13 protein-coding genes are annotated in these 18750 nt (G+C 32.7%); all 13 read right to left on the bottom strand.

Going from position 1 to position 18750, the window contains the following annotated elements; all coding sequences use genetic code 11:
• Positions 1 to 29 precede the first annotated feature (29 nt).
• Positions 30 to 608 (bottom strand): methyltransferase domain-containing protein, encoded by a 579-nt coding sequence (locus tag ABNK64_RS01345; RefSeq protein WP_349763240.1) that lies wholly within the window; start codon positions 606 to 608, stop codon positions 30 to 32.
• On the bottom strand, positions 608 to 2923 hold the full coding sequence (locus ABNK64_RS01350; RefSeq protein ID WP_502878726.1) for a DEAD/DEAH box helicase family protein: 2316 nt from the start codon (positions 2921 to 2923) through the stop codon (positions 608 to 610). Before ABNK64_RS01350 ends, ABNK64_RS01345 begins: the two co-directional genes overlap by 1 nt.
• 169 nt (positions 2924 to 3092) lie before the next feature.
• A complete protein-coding gene (nifJ, locus tag ABNK64_RS01355; protein ID WP_349763242.1) occupies positions 3093 to 6674 on the bottom strand; it encodes a pyruvate:ferredoxin (flavodoxin) oxidoreductase in 3582 nt (1193 codons plus the stop codon).
• 167 nt (positions 6675 to 6841) lie between these two features.
• Positions 6842 to 8044, bottom strand: coding sequence for an acetate/propionate family kinase (locus ABNK64_RS01360; RefSeq protein ID WP_291255380.1), 1203 nt, complete (start codon positions 8042 to 8044; stop codon positions 6842 to 6844).
• Between the two features lie 25 nt (positions 8045 to 8069).
• Entirely contained in the window at positions 8070 to 9068 is a 999-nt protein-coding gene (pta, locus tag ABNK64_RS01365; RefSeq protein WP_291255381.1) for a phosphate acetyltransferase, read from the bottom strand.
• A 144-nt stretch (positions 9069 to 9212) separates the two neighbouring features.
• The gene (ftsY, locus tag ABNK64_RS01370; protein WP_349763243.1) at positions 9213 to 10436 is read right to left on the bottom strand and encodes a signal recognition particle-docking protein FtsY; all 1224 of its coding nucleotides are present in this window, start codon (positions 10434 to 10436) and stop codon (positions 9213 to 9215) included.
• Between the two features lie 127 nt (positions 10437 to 10563).
• Positions 10564 to 11955 carry an NAD(P)/FAD-dependent oxidoreductase gene (locus tag ABNK64_RS01375; RefSeq protein WP_291255383.1) on the bottom strand — a complete coding sequence of 464 codons (1392 nt, stop codon included), beginning with the start codon at positions 11953 to 11955 and terminating at the stop codon, positions 10564 to 10566.
• Positions 11956 to 11977: 22 nt separating this feature from the next.
• Positions 11978 to 12463, bottom strand: coding sequence for a hypothetical protein (locus tag ABNK64_RS01380; RefSeq protein ID WP_349763244.1), 486 nt, complete (start codon positions 12461 to 12463; stop codon positions 11978 to 11980).
• 2 nt (positions 12464 to 12465) lie between these two features.
• Positions 12466 to 13581 (bottom strand): ribosome biogenesis GTPase YqeH, encoded by a 1116-nt coding sequence (gene yqeH / locus ABNK64_RS01385; protein WP_291255385.1) that lies wholly within the window; start codon positions 13579 to 13581, stop codon positions 12466 to 12468.
• Positions 13582 to 13598: 17 nt separating this feature from the next.
• On the bottom strand, positions 13599 to 14129 hold the full coding sequence (hslV, locus tag ABNK64_RS01390; protein WP_291255386.1) for an ATP-dependent protease subunit HslV: 531 nt from the start codon (positions 14127 to 14129) through the stop codon (positions 13599 to 13601).
• Positions 14130 to 14156: 27 nt separating this feature from the next.
• Complete coding sequence (locus ABNK64_RS01395; protein ID WP_349763245.1) at positions 14157 to 15026, bottom strand: tyrosine-type recombinase/integrase; 870 nt, start codon at positions 15024 to 15026, stop codon at positions 14157 to 14159.
• Between the two features lie 57 nt (positions 15027 to 15083).
• Positions 15084 to 16394 (bottom strand): methylenetetrahydrofolate--tRNA-(uracil(54)-C(5))-methyltransferase (FADH(2)-oxidizing) TrmFO, encoded by a 1311-nt coding sequence (gene trmFO / locus ABNK64_RS01400; RefSeq protein ID WP_349763246.1) that lies wholly within the window; start codon positions 16392 to 16394, stop codon positions 15084 to 15086.
• Positions 16395 to 16404: 10 nt separating this feature from the next.
• Positions 16405 to 18675: a type I DNA topoisomerase gene (gene topA, locus ABNK64_RS01405; RefSeq protein WP_349763247.1), complete on the bottom strand. Its 2271-nt coding sequence runs from the start codon at positions 18673 to 18675 to the stop codon at positions 16405 to 16407.
• Positions 18676 to 18750 lie beyond the last annotated feature (75 nt).

Here is an 18750-nt window from a genome sequence, read left to right on the forward strand (position 1 = left end):
AAATTCGCTTTTTTAAACAAATACGGTTTCTATTTTTTCAATATAATATTAAACCAACTTTCACTCTCTCTACCTTCTCTTACATCAGAAGTTTTAAAAATTTCTATACAGTTTTCTCTATACTGTGGAAATAAATTAAAAAATTTTTCCTCAGTAAAATTTATAAATTTTCTTCCATTTTTTATATAATTTTCATCTCCATATTTGAATGAAGCATAGAATATTCCACCTTTTTTTAAGCTTTTAAATATTTTTCTAAAAACTATTTCAATATCTTTTATTTCAAGATGTAAAATAGATGCACAAGCCCACACTCCTATAAATTCATCTTCATATTCAATATCCCTCATATCTCCAATAATTACATTTTGTTCAATATATTTACTAGCTTTTTTTGCCAACTCTTCTGAAGCATCTATAGAGATTACTTGAAATCCTAAACTTTTAAAATATTTAGAATCCCTACCACTTCCACAACCTAAATCTAAAATTTTTCCACTCTTCTTAGTCAAGTTTTCTAAAAACTTTTGATACATATAGGTCATGTCTGCTTTTAAAGTCTCATAAAAAAAGCTCTCACTATTTTCATTATAATATTTTACTGACATCATTCCTCCATATATTTTCTATGAAAATAATTTATCTTCCTATACTCTATCCTCTCTTTTACCTCTTTTAAAAACTCATCATTTTGTAACTCTTTATATAATTGATCACTTAAAATAAAATTGGGCTTAATATATTGAAAAAATTCGCTATTTTTTCCTTTTTCTGTTAAATATTTAATTGGATTATCCTCAGCCAATTTTTCAAATTTTTTATTATCCCAATTTATCAAATCACTATGCTTTTTATTATTCAAATCTTTTTTATGATAGCTTAAATTATAAAATCTCTTAAAATAACTGCCTATCTCCTCTATGCTTATATTTTTATTTAAATTTTCTATAAAAGATAACAATAAAGGTATTTTATAGGATTTTGTCATTGAGGTACTTTCTATAAACTCTAAAAATTCTAAGCCTAACTTTGAATAACACTTTTGTTCTGTTGTTAAAACATCCATAATTTCTTGAAAATTATACCAATTTTTAAAGCACCTTATGTAACTATTTACTGGTATATCACCATAAGTATATACATCCATTATACTTGGAACTTTCTCTAATTTTTCCATAAGTTCTAAATACTCAGTTTTTATGAGCTCTTCTAGCTTAATATTTTTTCTTTTTAACTTTTCAAACTCTTCAATGAGTTCAAAACTAAACTCTGCACTACATCCCTCTGGTAATAAAAAATTTTTATCTGTTACATTAACAATCTTACTTCCTCTTTTATAATTACCTGTTAAAAATAAAGGTCTATATTCTGCTCCCTTGTAGTTTCCTACAAAATCCAAAACTCTTAATTTTTCTTTTCCTTCACAAGTCCTTAATCCTCTTCCAAGCTGTTGAATAAATATAGTATATGAATTTGTAGGTCTCAAAAACAAAATAGTATCTATTTCTGGAATATCTACACCTTCATTAAATATATCCACAGTAAAAATTATATCTATCTCTTTACTTTTAAATTTTTCTATTATATCTTGTCTTTTTGCTATAGGAGTTTCACCTATTATTATTTCACTCTTTATACCTTTTCTTTTAAAATACTCATTCATCACTTGACAATGCTTTACACTTGCACAAAAACCAATACTATATTTTTTTCTAAACTCAATATACTTATCATAGACCAAACTCAGTCTTTTCTCTACTATTAAAGCGTTCTCAAGAGCTAATAAATCATATTTCCCACTTCTCCAAGGAATAGCTGAATAATCTATACTATCATATATTCCATAGTACTCAAAAGGTACAAGCCAACCATTATTTATCCCAACTCTAAAATCACATTCATATGCTATATTATAATCACATAATTTATAAACATTTCCATTATCATTTCTATCTGGAGTAGCAGTAAGTCCCAATAAGAACTTAGGTTTAAAATATTCAAGAACTTTAAGATAACTTTTGGAACTACTATGATGAAACTCGTCTACTACAATATAATCAAAATAATTTTCATCAAAATAATTCCTATTTAAATACTCTTTTTTACAAATAGTTGAAATACTTGCAAAGGTTATATCTCTTCCACACTCTTTTTTCTCTCCATTAAAAAAACCATATGTTCTTTCATCTTTATAAACATTCTCAAAAGAATTCTTAGCTCCCTTCAAGATCTCATCTCTATGAGCTATAAACAAAATCCTCTTATAATTCATAGAATCGAAAACTGCAAGATAAGTCTTTCCTAATCCAGTTCCTACAACTATCATTGCTTTATTATAACCCTCTTCTCTTGTCTTTGAAAGTTCATATAAAGCTGGAATCTGAAATTTTATAGGTTCAATTACCTTTTTCTCTACTCTTTCTTTATTATCAAAAAGCTCTCCATAGTCACTTTTTTTATATCTTTTTTCATACTCTCTAAGCCATTCTATAGTTAATTCAAAACTATTTTTTTCATATAGCTCTGTAAATTCATCAAGTATCTGTTCAATCTCACTAATCTCTTTACTAATAAAGTGATAGTTCCACTCAACACCACTTATCAATGCAGAATATGATATATTTGAAGATCCCACATAAAATTCAAAATCATTTTCTTTTCTAAAAATATATGCCTTAGGGTGAAATGATCTATTTAAAGGATTTTCAAATATCTTTATTCCACCTATTTCTAGTAATCTATATAAAGCATTCGGTTCAGTTACCTTCATATAGTCACTCGTTAAAATTCTAATTTTTTTCCCTTTTTCTTTAGCTCTTTTTAAATCATCTATTAATAATTTCATTCCAGAATCTCTTATAAAAGAAACATTCATTATAATTTCATCACAATTATCAATAGACCTTTTTAATGATTCATACATTGTAATATTATTATTAGAAATTAACCCATATAATTCACCAATTCCTGTTTTTTTCTTGCTTTTCTCTATTCTATCACGTTTTATTCACATTTTCAAATATAAAAAGAACTGGTACCTAAGTACCAGTCCTCTGTAATGATTTATTATGTAACAGTATAACAGTTTACTATTATTTTTTCTCAGATGAGAAGTCCATAGCAGCAAGTCTGTTGTATTGTCTCCATCTTCTTTGAGCTTCTGCTTTGTTTCTTTCATATAGATCTTTAGCTTCTTCTGGATTAGCTTTAGATAGAGTAGCATATCTTACTTCTCCTAATAAGTACTCTTCATATTTATCCCAGTTAGGCTCTTTACAATCTATTTGAAGAGGGTTTTTACCTTCTGCTTCTAATGCAGGGTTATATCTGAATATTGGCCAGTATCCACATTCAGTTGCCATCTTCATTTCGTTTTGAACTTTAGACATTCCTTTTTTCAATCCGTGGTTGATACATGGTGAGTAAGCAATGATTAGAGATGGTCCATTATAAGCTTCAGCTTCTTTTAATGCTTTTAAGTATTGCTGTTGGTTTGCACCCATAGATACTTGTGCAACATAGATGTGTCCATAAGACATAGCTATTGCAGCAAGGTCTTTCTTCTTAACTGATTTTCCTGCAGCTGCGAATTTTGCAATTGCTCCTGTAGGAGTTGATTTAGAAGCTTGTCCTCCAGTATTTGAGTAAACCTCTGTATCTAGTACAACAATGTTTATATCTTCTTTAGAAGCTAATACGTGGTCAACTCCACCATAACCGATGTCATATGCCCATCCGTCTCCTCCGAAGATCCATTGAGATTTCTTAGCTAAGTATTGTTTTAAGCTTAAGATTTCTTTACATGCTTCACAGTCTTTTCCTTCTAAAGCAGCGATTATCTTATCAGATACTTCTCTTGATTTAGCAGCAAATGATCTGTTTTCTATCCATTCTTTGAATAACTCAGCAACTTCAGCTGAAACTTTATCCATATTTTCTTCCATTATGTTTTGAAGTCTATCTCTCATAGTTTCTACAGCAACGTGCATTCCCATTCCGAACTCAGCGTTGTCTTCGAATAGAGAAGATCCCCATGATGGTCCGTGTCCATCTTTGTTAGTTGTATATGGAGTTGAAGGAGCTGATCCACTGTATATTGATGAACATCCAGTAGCGTTAGCTACCATCATTCTTTCTCCGAATAATTGAGTTATTGCTTTTAAGTATGGAGTTTCTCCACATCCAGGACATGCTCCGTGGAATTCGAATAATGGTTGAGAGAATTGAGATCCTTTTACAGTATCTTTAGACATTAAGTCACTTCTGTACTCAACTTTGTTGAATAAGTACTCAGCTTTCTTATCTTCTTGTTTCTCTAATGATTCTCCTATAGATACCATTACTAATGCTTTCTCTTTAGCTGGACATACGTTAGCACAAGATCCACATCCTGTACAGTCTAAAGTAGAAACTTGCATTCTATATTGTAATCCATCTAATCCTTTTCCAACTGGTTTAATTGTTGTTAACTCAACTGGAGAAGCTGCTTTTTCCTCTTCTGTCATTAAGAATGGTCTTATTACAGCGTGTGGACATACATAAGAACATTGGTTACATTGAATACAGTTTTCAGCTTTCCACTCAGGTACGTGTACAGCTATTCCTCTCTTTTCAAATGCAGTAGTTCCGTTTTCGAAAGTACCATCTTCGTATCCGTTGAATGCAGAAACTGGTAAGTCGTATCCTTTTATTGCGTTTATAGGTTTAGCAATTCTTTCTACGAATAACTCAGTTTTTGATTTCTCGTGGCATCCACAAGATCCTCCACAACAATCTTCTTCAACTGGTTTTAACTCTTCAACTGGTAATTCAGCCCAAGCTGGATCAACAGTTACTTCGATTAATCCTTCTGCTCCTTTATCGATTGCGTTATAGTTCATTTGTACTATATCGTCACCTTTTTTAGCATAAGATTTTTTAGCATAATCTTTCATATATTGTTGAGCTTCATCAAATGGAATAATGTCAGCTAATTTAAAGAAAGCAGCTTGCATTATTGTATTTGTTCTTTGTCCTAATCCGATCTCTTCAGCTAATTTAGTTGCGTTGATTATGAATAATCTAGCTCCGTTTTTAGCTAAGTCTCTTTTTACTTTATTAGGTATTTGTTTTACAGCTTCTTCAGCATCCCAGATACAGTTGATTAATAATGATCCACCTTTTCTGATTCCTGAAGTCATATCATATTGATGTAAGTAAGCTGGTACTGAACATGCTACGAAATGAGGGTTAGAAATTAAGTAGCTTGCTTTTATAGGAGATTTTCCAAATCTTAAGTGAGATCTAGTAACTCCTCCTGATTTTTTAGAGTCATATGCGAAGTATCCTTGAGCATATAAATCAGTTTTATCTCCGATTATTTTGATAGAGTTTTTGTTAGCTCCAACTGTTCCGTCAGCTCCTAATCCGAAGAATAGACACTCTTTTACATCGTCACCAGTTACAGTTACAGGTGCTCCTACTTCTAGTGAAGTAAATGTAACGTCATCTACTATTCCTACAGTAAATCTATCTTTTGGTTGATCTAATTTTAAGTTATCAAATACAGCTATAACTTGAGCTGGAGTAGTATCTTTAGAAGATAATCCGTATCTTCCTCCGATTATTACTGGAGCATTTTCTTTTCCGTAGAATAGAGATTGAATGTCTAGTAATAATGGCTCAGCTTGTGATCCAGGCTCTTTAGTTCTATCTAAAACTGCAATTTTCTTAACTGTTGATGGGAATACATCAAAGAAGTATTTAGCAGAGAATGGTCTGTATAGGTGTACAGATAAAATTCCTACTTTTTCTCCTTTAGCATTTAAGTAATCTATTGTCTCTTCTGATATAGGACAAATTGATCCCATAGCAACGATTATTCTCTCAGCATCTGGTGCTCCATAGTAGTTGAAAGGTTTGTAATCTCTTCCAGTTACTTTAGAGATTTCAGCCATGTAGTGTGCTACTACATCTGGTACTGCATCATAGAATTTGTTTTGTGCTTCTCTTGTTTGGAAGTAAACGTCATCGTTTTCTGCAGTTCCTCTAGTTACTGGGTGCTCAGGGTTAAGAGCTCTTTCTCTGAAAGCTTGAACTGCTTCCATATCGATTAAGTTCTTGAATACTTCGTAATCCATTACTTCAACTTTTTGAATTTCGTGTGAAGTTCTGAATCCATCAAAGAAGTGCATGAATGGAACTCTAGTTTTGATAGCTGCTAAGTGAGCTACTCCTGCAAGGTCCATAACTTCTTGAACTGAGTTAGTTGCTAACATTGCAAAACCAGTTTGTCTAGCTGCATATATATCTTGGTGGTCTCCGAAGATAGATAGAGCTTGAGCTGATAATGCTCTAGCTGAAACGTGAATTACTCCTGGTAATAACTCTCCAGCTATTTTATACATGTTAGGCACTTTTAATAATAATCCTTGTGAAGCTGTATAAGTAGTAGTTAAAGCTCCTGCTTGTAAAGAACCGTGTACAGTTCCTGCTGCTCCAGCCTCTGATTGCATTTCTACAACTTTTACAGGTACTCCAAATATATTTTTCATTCCTTTTGAAGCCCATTCATCTGTGTACTCTGCCATTGGTGATGATGGAGTGATAGGATAAATTCCAGCTACTTCAGTAAACGCATATGAAGCGTAAGCTGCAGCTTGGTTTCCATCCATTGTCTGCATTTTTTTAACCATTACAATTTCCTCCTATAATTCTTTTATGAAAGTATTTTTATAATTTACTTCTATACTATTATTTTAAATCATATTTAAAATTTGTCAACAATTATTTAAAATTTTTCAAATTTATTTTTTTATATAACCATTTTTATTTTTTATATATGATTTTCTTACATATTTTATTATTTTCCAGTAACAATTCTGTAAGTATCTCTAGCAATTACTAACTCTTCGTTTGTAGGTATTTTGTAGATTAATACTCTTGAATCATCTGTAGATAATTTTACATTTCCTTTTTGTCTTACTGAGTTTACTTCTTTATTGATTTTTGCTCCTAAGAACTCTAATCCTTCGATTACTCTCTCTCTTATTCCTGCTGCGTTCTCTCCAATTCCACCAGCAAAACAGATAGCGTCTACTCCACCCATAGCAGCTGCATAAGCTCCTACATATGATTTGATTTTGTAGATGAACATCTCTTCAGCTAATTTTGCTCTCTCGTCTCCAGCAGCTACTCCATCTTCCATATCTCTACAGTCTGATGATTTTCCGAAAATTCCTAAGATTCCAGATTCTTTGTTTAATCTGTTATCCATCTCTTTATCAGTTAATCCTCTTTTGTTTTTAACAAATAATACTGCAGCTGGGTCGATATCTCCACATCTAGTTCCCATCATTAATCCTTGTAATGGAGTTAATCCCATTGATGTATCTACTGATTTTCCATCTAATACAGCAGAAACAGAAGCTCCATTTCCTAAGTGACAAACTATTATTTTTGAATGCTCAGGATTTCCCATTATCTCTCTCATTGTTTCAGATACGAATAAGTGAGATGTCCCGTGGAATCCATATTTTCTTACTTTTAATTCTGTGTAATCAGCATATGGTAAAGCATACATAAATGCTTTTGCTGGCATAGATTGGTGGAAAGCTGTATCGAAAACTCCTACGTTAGGTTTTCCAGGCATTAATGCCATACAAGTTCTTACTCCCATTAAGTTAGCTGGGTTGTGTAGTGGAGCTAATTCGTTGTTAGCTTCTACTGCAGCCATTACCTCTTCAGTTAATAATACTGAACTTGCAAAAGTTTCTCCTCCGTGAACTACTCTGTGTCCTATTGCTTCAACTTCTTCTACAGATGCAATTACTCCGTGCTCTTTATCAGTTATTGCTCCAATAACTAATTCTAAAGCTTCTTTGTGAGTTGGCATTGGTTTTTCGATTTTTACTTCATAGTCTTTAGCTGGTACTTCATATTCCATTCTAGAACCATCTATTCCTATTCTTTCACATAATCCTTTTGCAAAAACTTCTCTTGTTTCTGGATTCATTAATTGGTATTTTAATGATGAACTTCCACAGTTAATTACTAAAACTTTCATTCTATTATATCTCCTCTTAAAATTATTATTCTGCTGCTTGTACTGCTGTGATTGCTACTAAGTTAACGATATCATCTACTGAACATCCTCTTGATAAGTCGTTAATAGGTGCTGCAAGTCCTTGAATTAATGGACCATATGCATTTGCTCCAGCTAGTCTTTGAACTAATTTGTATCCAATATTTCCTGCTGCTAGGTTAGGGAATATTAAGATGTTAGCATCTCCTGCTACTTTTGACTCAGGGCATTTTTTCATTGCTACTGATTTAACTAATGCAGCATCGGCTTGAACTTCAGCTGTGTAAGGAAACTCAACTTTTCTCTCAGCTAAGATTTTTCCTGCTTCGATAACTACATCTATATCTGGGTGGCTTGCTGATCCTTTAGTTGAGAATGTTAATAAAGCAACTTTTCCTTGCATTCCAACAACTTTATCAGCTGTTATAACTGATGCTTCAGCTATATCTGCTAATTGCTCTGATGTAGGAACTGGTATTACTGAACAGTCTCCGAATAATAAAACGTCTCCGTAAGTATCTTGTCTTTCAGTTAATTCCATTACGAAAACTGATGATACAGTTTTTATTCCTTTTCTTGTTCCGATTACTTGTAATCCTGCTCTTAGTACATCTGCAGTTGGAGAGTCTGATCCAGATACCATAGCATCTGCATCTCCCATTTTAACCATCATAGCTCCATAGAAGTTAGGATCGTTTAATAAGATCTCTCTAGCTTGATCTACAGTCATTCCTTTTTTAGCTCTTAATTCTGCTAATTTCTCTGCATAAGTTTCTAGTTTTGGAGGATTTTTTGCTTCGATTATCTCTACTCCTCTTAAGCTGATTCCTAAGTCGTTAGCAACTCTTTCCATATCGTCTCTGTGTCCTAAAACAACTGGTCTAGCTACTCCTAGCTCAACTATTTTAGCTGCTGCTGTTACAACTCTTTCATCTGTTCCTTCTGGTAATACAACTGATTTTTGTACTTCTCTTGCCTTTTCTCTGATTTTTACTAAAAAACTCAAAATACTCACTTCCTTAATTTTTTATCTTAAATATAATTTATATACAAATAAACACATCATTTTATGATGTTAAGTATATACTAACAAATTTTAAGTATAAATACAAATACTTTTTTAAAAGATATACAATATATATATTATTTTTTAATCAAATATAGCTTGTATATATTCTTTAGCTTCAAATTTTCTCAAATCTTCTATCTTTTCTCCAACACCAATAAATTTAATTGGTTTCTTTAACTCCTCTGAAATACTAAATACTATTCCTCCTTTAGCAGTTCCATCGAGTTTAGTTATAATGAACCCTGTCAACTCAGTCACTTCATTAAAAACTTTTGCTTGATTAAGAGCATTCTGTCCTGTAGTTCCATCTATAACTAATATAGACTCATACTTTTGATCTCCCAATTTTTTCTTAATTATGTGATGAATCTTCTCTAACTCTTTCATTAGGTTATTTTTGTTATGAAGTCTTCCAGCAGTATCTATAATAGCTATATCAGCTCCTCTTGATTGGGCAGCTGCTAAAGTATCAAACACTACTGCTCCCGGATCTGATCCTTGAGTACTCTTTACTATCTCAGCTCCAGATCTGTTAGCCCACTCCTCTAATTGCTCTATTGCAGCAGCTCTGAAGGTATCTCCTGCTCCTAATATAACCTTTTTACCCTCTTTAACATATTTTGAAGCTAGTTTTCCTATGGTAGTTGTTTTTCCAACTCCATTTACTCCTACGACTAAAATCACATTTAGCTTTCCATCTTCAATATGTATCTCATTATCCTCTTTTATTAGGAATCCTTCCATTACCTCTCTAAGTACGGGATAAACCTCTTTAGGATCCTTTACCCCTCTTCTTTTTACCTCTTTTTCAAGCTCTTTTACTATCTTTAAAGTCATATCCATACCGATATCTGACTGTACTAGAATATCCTCTAACTCCTCATACATCTCATCATCTATTACACTTCTTCCTAAAATAAATGATTTTAATGTACCAAACAGTCCCTCTCTAGACTTGAATAGTTTATCTTTTAATGAAGCAAAGAAGCCTTTTTTCTCCTCTTTAACCTCTTCTATCTCAACTTTTTCTGCTTCCTTTTTTGGTTCTTCTACTTGTTCATCTATTTTGTTATCTATATCACTATCTGTTTGCTCTATATTTACATCTTCTTTTTTCTCTTCAATGTTTTCTTTTTCTATCTTTGGAGCATCATTTTCAGTTTCTACTGATAATTGTATCTCCTCTTTTTCCTCTTCGCTCTCTTGACTTTTCTCTAGTAACTCATCTATTTCAACTTCTGCTACTTTCAAGCTCTCCTGCTCATCATCTTTTTTTCTTTTAAATAGTTTACTAAAAAAACCCATTCTTCTCCTCCTAGTAATCTCTTTCACTTCATTTTACCATAAAATATTATTTTTTTCAATTCAAAGCTATAAAAAATGGTGCCTTTTTCTCCAAAAAATGAAAGACAATGCACCATTTTTAACTCAATTATTTACTTATTATATCTCTTACTGCAAGCATTCCCATAACTGCTGCTATATTTAGTCCACTTCCATAACCAGAACTATCTCCTACTGCATATAGCCCTTTTAATGAAGTTTCCATATGTTCATTGATAATTAATCTTGTACTTCTAAATTTAATCTCAGGGAAGTATAATAATAGATCTCCTGAAGCAAATCCCGGAGTTATTTTATCTAAAACTTCAATAAACTCCATTATATTATCTAGTAATCTCTGTGGACAAGCTAGAGCTATATCTCCAGCTACATAGTCCTCTGTAGTAGGAACTATATTCAATCTCTCTAATCTCTCATTTGTAGATCTTCTTCCCTCTTTCAAGTCAGCATAAGATTGAACTAATAGTTTACCTCCAGTTAGCATAGATGACATCTTTGCTATAGCTGTAGCATATTCAAAAGGTTGATTAAATGGTTCAGTAAACTTCTTTGTACACAATAGTGCTAAGTTAGTATTAGTTGATTTTCTATCCTTATAAGCATGACCATTAGCTAATATAAAATCATCATACTTTTCTGCAGCTATAAATCCACTTGGATTACTACAGAATGTTCTCATCTTATCTCTATAGTTTCTTGAGTAGTAGATCATCTTAGCTTCATAGAAATTTTCATTTATATCCTTCATTATAATATCAGGAATTTCAGCTCTTACTCCAATATCAATTGCACCATTCTCATATTTGATTCCGTGCTTTTGACAAAGTTCCATCATCTTTTTAGCACCACTTCTTCCCATTCCTGCAACTACATTATCTGAATAGTATCTCTCCTCTTCTCCTTTATGAGATACCACTACACCCTTCACTCTATCATCTTCAACTATTAGGCTATCCACTTCTCTTTCAGTAACAAACTCTACACCCTTTTCTATTAAATAATCTATCAATTGTGTATAAAGTTTTCTAGATCCATCTGTTCCTAAGTGCATAGTAGGTGTATCTACTAATTGTATTCTATTTTCAATACAACCTTTTTTTATCTGCTCCATAGTTTGGTTATATTTTAACCCTGTAGGTTCCTCATTAAATCCAAACTTTCTATATACTTTAACTACATCATTGATAGTGTCATTAACAAGTTTTTTTCCAGTAATTACATGTACATCTCCACCTACTCTATAATCCATATTGAATTTTGAATCAGAGAAAGCTCCTGCTCCACTCACTCCATAGATTATTGCACAAGTTGGACAACTCACACATTTCCCTAATTTTTCCTTTGGACAAACTCTCTGCTTTAGCATTTTTCCCTTATCTAATATTAAAATGCTTAGCTCTGGATTTTTCTCAATAGCTTCATAAGCTCCAAAAACTCCAGCTTGTCCTCCACCTAGAAAAATAATATCATACTTTTTCATAAAAAATCTCTCTCCTGTTCTTTTAATAGTTATTCCAATCTATTCCTTGAGAATATATATTTATTGGTAAGTTTGCATGTATCTCACCTGTTTTTCCAGTATAGTCATAATTCCAACCACCATAGTTCTCATCTTGTTTAAAACTGTTTGTATTATAAATAGAATTGCTCTCCACTATATCTTCAACAGCTGGAGTTTTAGGTAGTGTATCATGACCATAAATTTTGGCAAATGATATAAGGTTACCATTCTCATCTGTATAATCCAGTATCCTCAAATTATCCTTAGCTCCCTCTAATGTCAAATTTGGGTACTCTCTTGTCAACTGATAATACTCTTCAAGAGCCACTCTCAATCCCTTTAGCTCCTCCAAAACTTTTTCAGCTTTTTTAGCTTCAGTTAGATCCTTAACATTATAGCTTCCTAAGATTATTACTAAGGCTGTTCCCAATATTGAAAATACTGTTGTTATTACTGTCCCACTCACTTCGTGCTTGAATATCTTCATAATTATCTTTTAGGCTTGATAAAGGCATCTCTTATTACAATTCCAGCCTCTTTTGGAGCTGTTACCTCTATCTCTAGTGGTCCTCTCTTAACTGAAATCCAACCTAGTCCTTTGAATACAAGCTCTTCTCCTGTTTTTACAACAATTTTTTGTTTTTTCTTTTCTAATTTTCTATACTCATCTCTACAGTGATCACAAGGTGGAGATAATAGATCTCCTCTATCACTCTTTAGTAACTCCTCTAATTTTTCAGAATTAGTCTCATGGAAAGTTACCTCTTTAGCTGCATATAGTGAAAATATTGGTTTGGTCTCTTCATCATTTAGAACTTTAAACCAAACTAGCTCCCCTATAACTAAGGCTCTATCTTTTGACATTTTAAATGTCTTTCTTGAGATCTCATTAGCAGGTATCATCTTTAAGTTACAGTTTTCACATACTAAATCTGATATTCTTCCCTCTGGAATCAATCCTGGTGTATCTATCAATGTTATCTTTGTATGAGGTATTTGATTTCTTACACTCTTCAAAGTAGTCCCTGGGTATTTAGAAACAGTTACCTTTTTCAATCCCAACAATCTATTTACTATACTTGATTTTCCTACGTTTGTTACTCCTAAAACTAAAGCTTCTACTCCATCTGGATAAAAGTGTTTTATCTTTTTAAATATTCCGTTAATTCCATATCCATTCTTACTACTTACAATGGCGATATCTAAAGGAGAAATTCCCTCTTCAGCAAGTCTTACCTTTACCCAGTTAGCCACTTCAGAAGGGTGTTTTTCATCAGGTATAAGATCCAATTTATTGATTACAACTATTGAATCCATCTCTCTTAATACATCTAATATCTCATCATCAAAAGATCCTTCAAAATCAATGATATCAAAAACAGCTATTGCCACTTGAGCATTTCCCATCTCATCTTGAACAACTCTTCTATAATCATCTCTTGTCAATTTTACTGGCATATACTTACCATAGTTTTTTATCTTGAAACATCTCTGACAATAATGGTCTCCAGCCTCTTCTAACTTAGCTGCCGGAAGATATCCATTCTTCTCTGGGTAATCACTTTGCAGTTCTATTCCACAACCGATACAAATTTTCTTACTCATATTATCTTCTCCTCATTTTAAATTACGTCATATGTAATATTTGAATTAGTATAAATACACATCTCACCTGCTATTGCCATAGCTTCTATTGCCACCTCTTCAGCTGAGATATCCTTTCCATAAAGAAGTATTCCTTTAGCTGCTGCATAAGCATAGTTTCCTCCACTTCCTATAGCTGCTACATCTCCATCAGGCTCTATTACATCACCATTTCCAGAGAGAACCAATATACTCTCCTTATCTGCCACTATCAACATAGCATCTAAAGTTCTTAAAGCCTTGTCACTTCTCCACTCCTTAGCTAGTTCTACAGCTGATTTTTTTAGATTTCCTGAAAACTCCTCTAATTTACTTTCAAATTTATCCATCAATGCAAAAGCATCTGCTGCTGCTCCAGCAAATCCAGCCATTACATTATATTTCTCTATTCTTCTTATTTTTTTAGCATTTCCTTTAAATACTACCTCTCCAAAAGTTACCTGCCCATCTCCTGCCATTGCAACTTTTCCATCTTTTTTTACTGCAATTATAGTAGTAGCTCTTATCATATCTGCTCTCCTCACACTATCCATTCTTTAAAGTTTCACTTCTATCAATTCTTGATAAACTCTTGTACTCTCAAGAGTTGCATGTCCCATCAACTCTTTTAAATATAGTAGATCCATGCCGTTATTCAGCATATGTACAGCAAATGTATGTCTAAAACTATACGGACTAATCTCACGATCTATTCCAGCTCTCTCAGCATACCTATCTATTATTCTACGTAGAGATCTATCACTTAATCTAGTAGCTGAACCATTTACAAAGAGTATATCTGGATTGTATCTCTCTCCATATTTCTCTTTTTTAGAATCTACATATCTTTTGAAAAACTCTCTAGTTCTCTCACTAAAAAATACAACTCTATTACTCTTTCCATTTGTAACATATAGCTCTCTTCTATCTAGATCAAAAACCTTCTCTCCAACTCCTAGCATCTCTGTAGAAGTTATTCCACTGGAATACAATAGCTCCAACATCAATCTATCTCTCAATCCATTAGCTGTTTTTAATGAGATCACATCTCGTAATCTATTGATCTCATCTAAGCTTAGTATATCTGGTTTCTCTACAAGAAAACTTGGAGAAGCTACCACTTCAACTGGACTTTGATTAACATTTCTATTTTTCACAAGATATTTAAAAAATGAACGTATAGATGATAATTTTCTATTTACAGTTCTTTTAGTTATCCCATTCTCTTGAAGAAAAGCTATAAATCCTCTAATCATAACAGAATCTACATCTATACTCGACTCTACTCTCTCTATCTCATTTAAATATTGTGCTAATTGAAGTAAATCTTTTCTCATAGATTTTACAGTGTTCGAGCTTTTATTATCTCCAAACTCTGCAAAATATAGAAAATCTTTAATATCTCTTTCTATATTTCTTTTCTCCATATTTAACTATACCACTCCAAATTATATAACATTTCTCTCTCTGGTACAACTATAAATTTATTTAACATCAGCTAATCTAGTATCTAAATACTCTAAAGCTATTGTAGAGATCTTGTTATATCTCTCTTTTTTATCTCTTATTCTCTCATCTAAGCTTCTTATAATTCCAAAATTTGGTCCCATTGGTTGAAAGTTTTTCTTATCCTCAGTTATATATTTAACCATTGCTCCAATAGCACTTCTGTCATCTAATACAAATGGCTCTTTTCCTGACAATCTATTAGCTATATTTATAGCAGCCATCATTCCTGTAGCCACAGAGGATACATAACCTTCACTTCCTGTGATCTGACCTGCAAAATACACATTGTCTCTAGTTTTTAATTTTAAACTCTCATCTAATAATTGAGTTGAATTTATAAATGTATTTCTATGCATAACTCCATATCTTATAAACTCCGCATTTTCAAGCCCAGGTATCATAGAGAAAACTCTCTTCTGCTCTCCCCATTTCAAATTTGTTTGAAAACCTACTAAGTTATATAATTTTCCCTCTTTATCATCCTGTCTCAATTGAACAACTGCATAATCCATCTTATCTGTTTTAGGATTTATAAGCCCTTTTGGTTTTAATGGTCCAAATACAAGTGTTCTCTCCCCAGTCATAGCTATTCTCTCTACTGGCATACAAGCATCAAATATTTTCTCCTCCTCAAATGCTTTTAATGGAGCTCTTTCTGCAGCTATTAGAGCATTGTAGAAGTTATAATACTGCTCCTTATCCATTGGGCAATTTATATACTCTCCCTCACCCTTACCATAACGAGACTGTCTGTATGCTATATCCATATTTATCGACTCCAATGTAACTATTGGAGCTGCTGCATCATAAAAATATAGATAATCACTATGAGTAATCTCAGCAATCTTTTTAGATAATCCTTCAGATGTAAGTGGTCCTGAAGCAATAAGAACAATCTTATCCTCTGGTATCTCAGTTAACTCCTCTTCGATTATCTCTACATTCTCCATCTCTTTTAAAACTCTAGTTATCTCTTGAGAGAATCCATCTCTATCCACAGCTAGAGCTTGTCCTGCTGGAACTCTATTTCTATCTGCACTCTTTATTACCAACGAATCTAATCTTCTTAACTCCTCTTTCATAAGTCCTGATGCATTGGCTAGGTTATCCGCTCCCAATGAATTACTACACACTAACTCAGCAAAATCATCACTTTTATGAGCTTCTGTCTTCTTATGTCTCTTCATCTCATAAAGTTTAACTTTTATCCCTCTTTTACCAAGTTGATAAGCTGCCTCACTTCCAGCAAGTCCAGCTCCTACTACTATTACCTCTTTATTTGTCATTAAGTACTCCTTATTTTTTATCTATCTTTCTTATATTCTTACACTCTGGGTATCCTGTACAAGCTAGGAATTTACCCCATCTTCCTCTACCAATTTTAAATGGTCTTCCACATTTTTCACATACCCCAGCTTCTTTTAAGATCTTCTCATCTTCAGCTAATAGTTTTGAAAGCTCTGCATTTATCTTCATAACTCCATCTTTCTCTTGAATCTGATTGTTAGCTAAAGCTTTTCTTATCTCTGGTGGTAATGGCATTCTTAAATTATCTTGAGCATATTTTTCACTCTCTAAATAGCTACCAAATCTTCCAACTTTCAATAGATACATATCTCCATTTTCAGTTTTTACATCTGTAGCTTTTCCCTGCTTAGTTTTAACTAATTCTTCTACCTTATCTCTCACAAAGATCTTACCTTGTTTTATCTCTTCAGCTGGAATATCTATCCCTTTCAAAGATATTTTTTCCTTGCACTCCCCGTCCTTATCAACCTCTGGACAAGCTAGATATCTTCCAAACCTTCCTGTTTTTAATATCATATTTCCCTTACCACAGCTACAAGGTACATCTGATTCTATTCTACGATTAGCTTCCTCCTCTACCTTCTCAGCAAACTTGTCTATGTACTCTTTTAACTCCTTATAGAATACAGAAAGTAGAGTTATCCAGTTCTCTTCTCCCTCTGCCACCTCGTCCAATTGATTCTCCATTTCAGCTGTAAATTTTACATTCATTATATTTGGAAAGTTTTTATCTAAAGCATCTTCTATCTCAAATCCCAACTCTGTTGGAATAAAGCTTTTCCCCTCTATTTTTACATACTCTCTCTTCTTCAATGTCTCTATTATCGAAGCATAAGTTGAAGGTCTTCCTATTCCCTCTGCCTCCAATTTTTTTACAAGAGATGACTCTGTAAATCTTGAAGGTGGTTTTGTGAAATCCTCTTTAATATGTAATTTTTCTAATTTAGTTTTATCCCCTATCTTAATCTCTGGGAAATCTCCTAATGGCAATTCATCTTCATCTTTAAATATTTTATAATAACCATCAAATATTATCTTATTGATTGTTCCTCTAAAGTCAAATTTATCATATGTAGCTACCAATTCAAACTGTTCATACTTCATTGGAGCTAATTGAGATATCAAAAATCTCTCCCAAATCAATTTATATAATTTCAATTGATCCTTATCTAAAGAGACCTCCAATATACTTGGAGTTAAGTTTATATCTGTTGGACGTATTGCCTCGTGAGCATCTTGAATCTTCTGCTTACTTTTACTCTCTTTTTTCACTCCTAGATACTCTTTACCAAAGTTCTCTAAAATATAGTTTTTAGCCATCTCTTGAGCATCTTCAGAGATTCTTGTAGAGTCTGTTCTCATATAAGTAATCAAACCTTTATGAGTTCCATTTACATCTATACCCTCATATAGCCCTTGTGCCACTCTCATAGTTTTGGAAGCTGAAAATCCCAAATATGATGAAGCTAACTGCTGTAAAGTACTAGTCTTTAAAGGTAGTGGTGAGTTCTTAGTTCTCTTACTTACCTTAGCCTCACTAATTGTAAATTCCTTTTTCTCTATTGATTTTATCTCTTTTACAATATTACCATCAGTTAATCTATCAACTTTTTTTCCTTCTACTTTATATAGAGCTAATTTTAGTTTGTTGGAAAAATCTCCCTTTACCTCCCAAAATTTTACTGGCACGAATTTTTTTATCTCATTTTCTAAATCGCAAATAAGTTTTAAAGCCACTGATTGCACTCTACCAGCACTGGTATTAGAAGCTATACTCTTCCAAAGCAGCGAACTTATTCCATATCCTACCAATCTATCCAATATTCTTCTAGCTTGTTGGGCATTGACCTTGTTCATATCGATCTGTCTCGGATGAGTAATCGATTCCTTTATTGCGTGTTCAGTTATCTCATTAAACTCTATTCTATTAGTGTCGTTTTCATCTAATTTTAAAGCATAAGCTATGTGCCAAGCTATTGCCTCTCCTTCTCTATCAGGGTCAGATGCTAGATAAACTTTATCTGATTTTTTTGCCAAAGCTTTAAGATTCTTTATTACATCACCTTTTCCCTTGATTGTAGAGTATGACGGAGTAAAATTATTCTCCACATCCACTCCTAATTTACTCTTAGGTAAATCTCTCACATGTCCAAATGATGCTACAACCTGAAAATTCTTTCCCAAAATTTTTTCAATTGTCTTAGCTTTCGCTGGTGACTCAACTATTACTAAATTTTTTTTATCTGTTGTCTTTGCCACTTACTTCACCCCTGTTGCTCTATTATCTCTTTTCCGTTTCATTCTACTAAATTCTTTAAAAAAAATCAAGATTTC

This window comes from Fusobacterium sp. SYSU M8D902, assembly GCF_040199715.1.
GTDB lineage: Bacteria > Fusobacteriota > Fusobacteriia > Fusobacteriales > Fusobacteriaceae > Fusobacterium_A.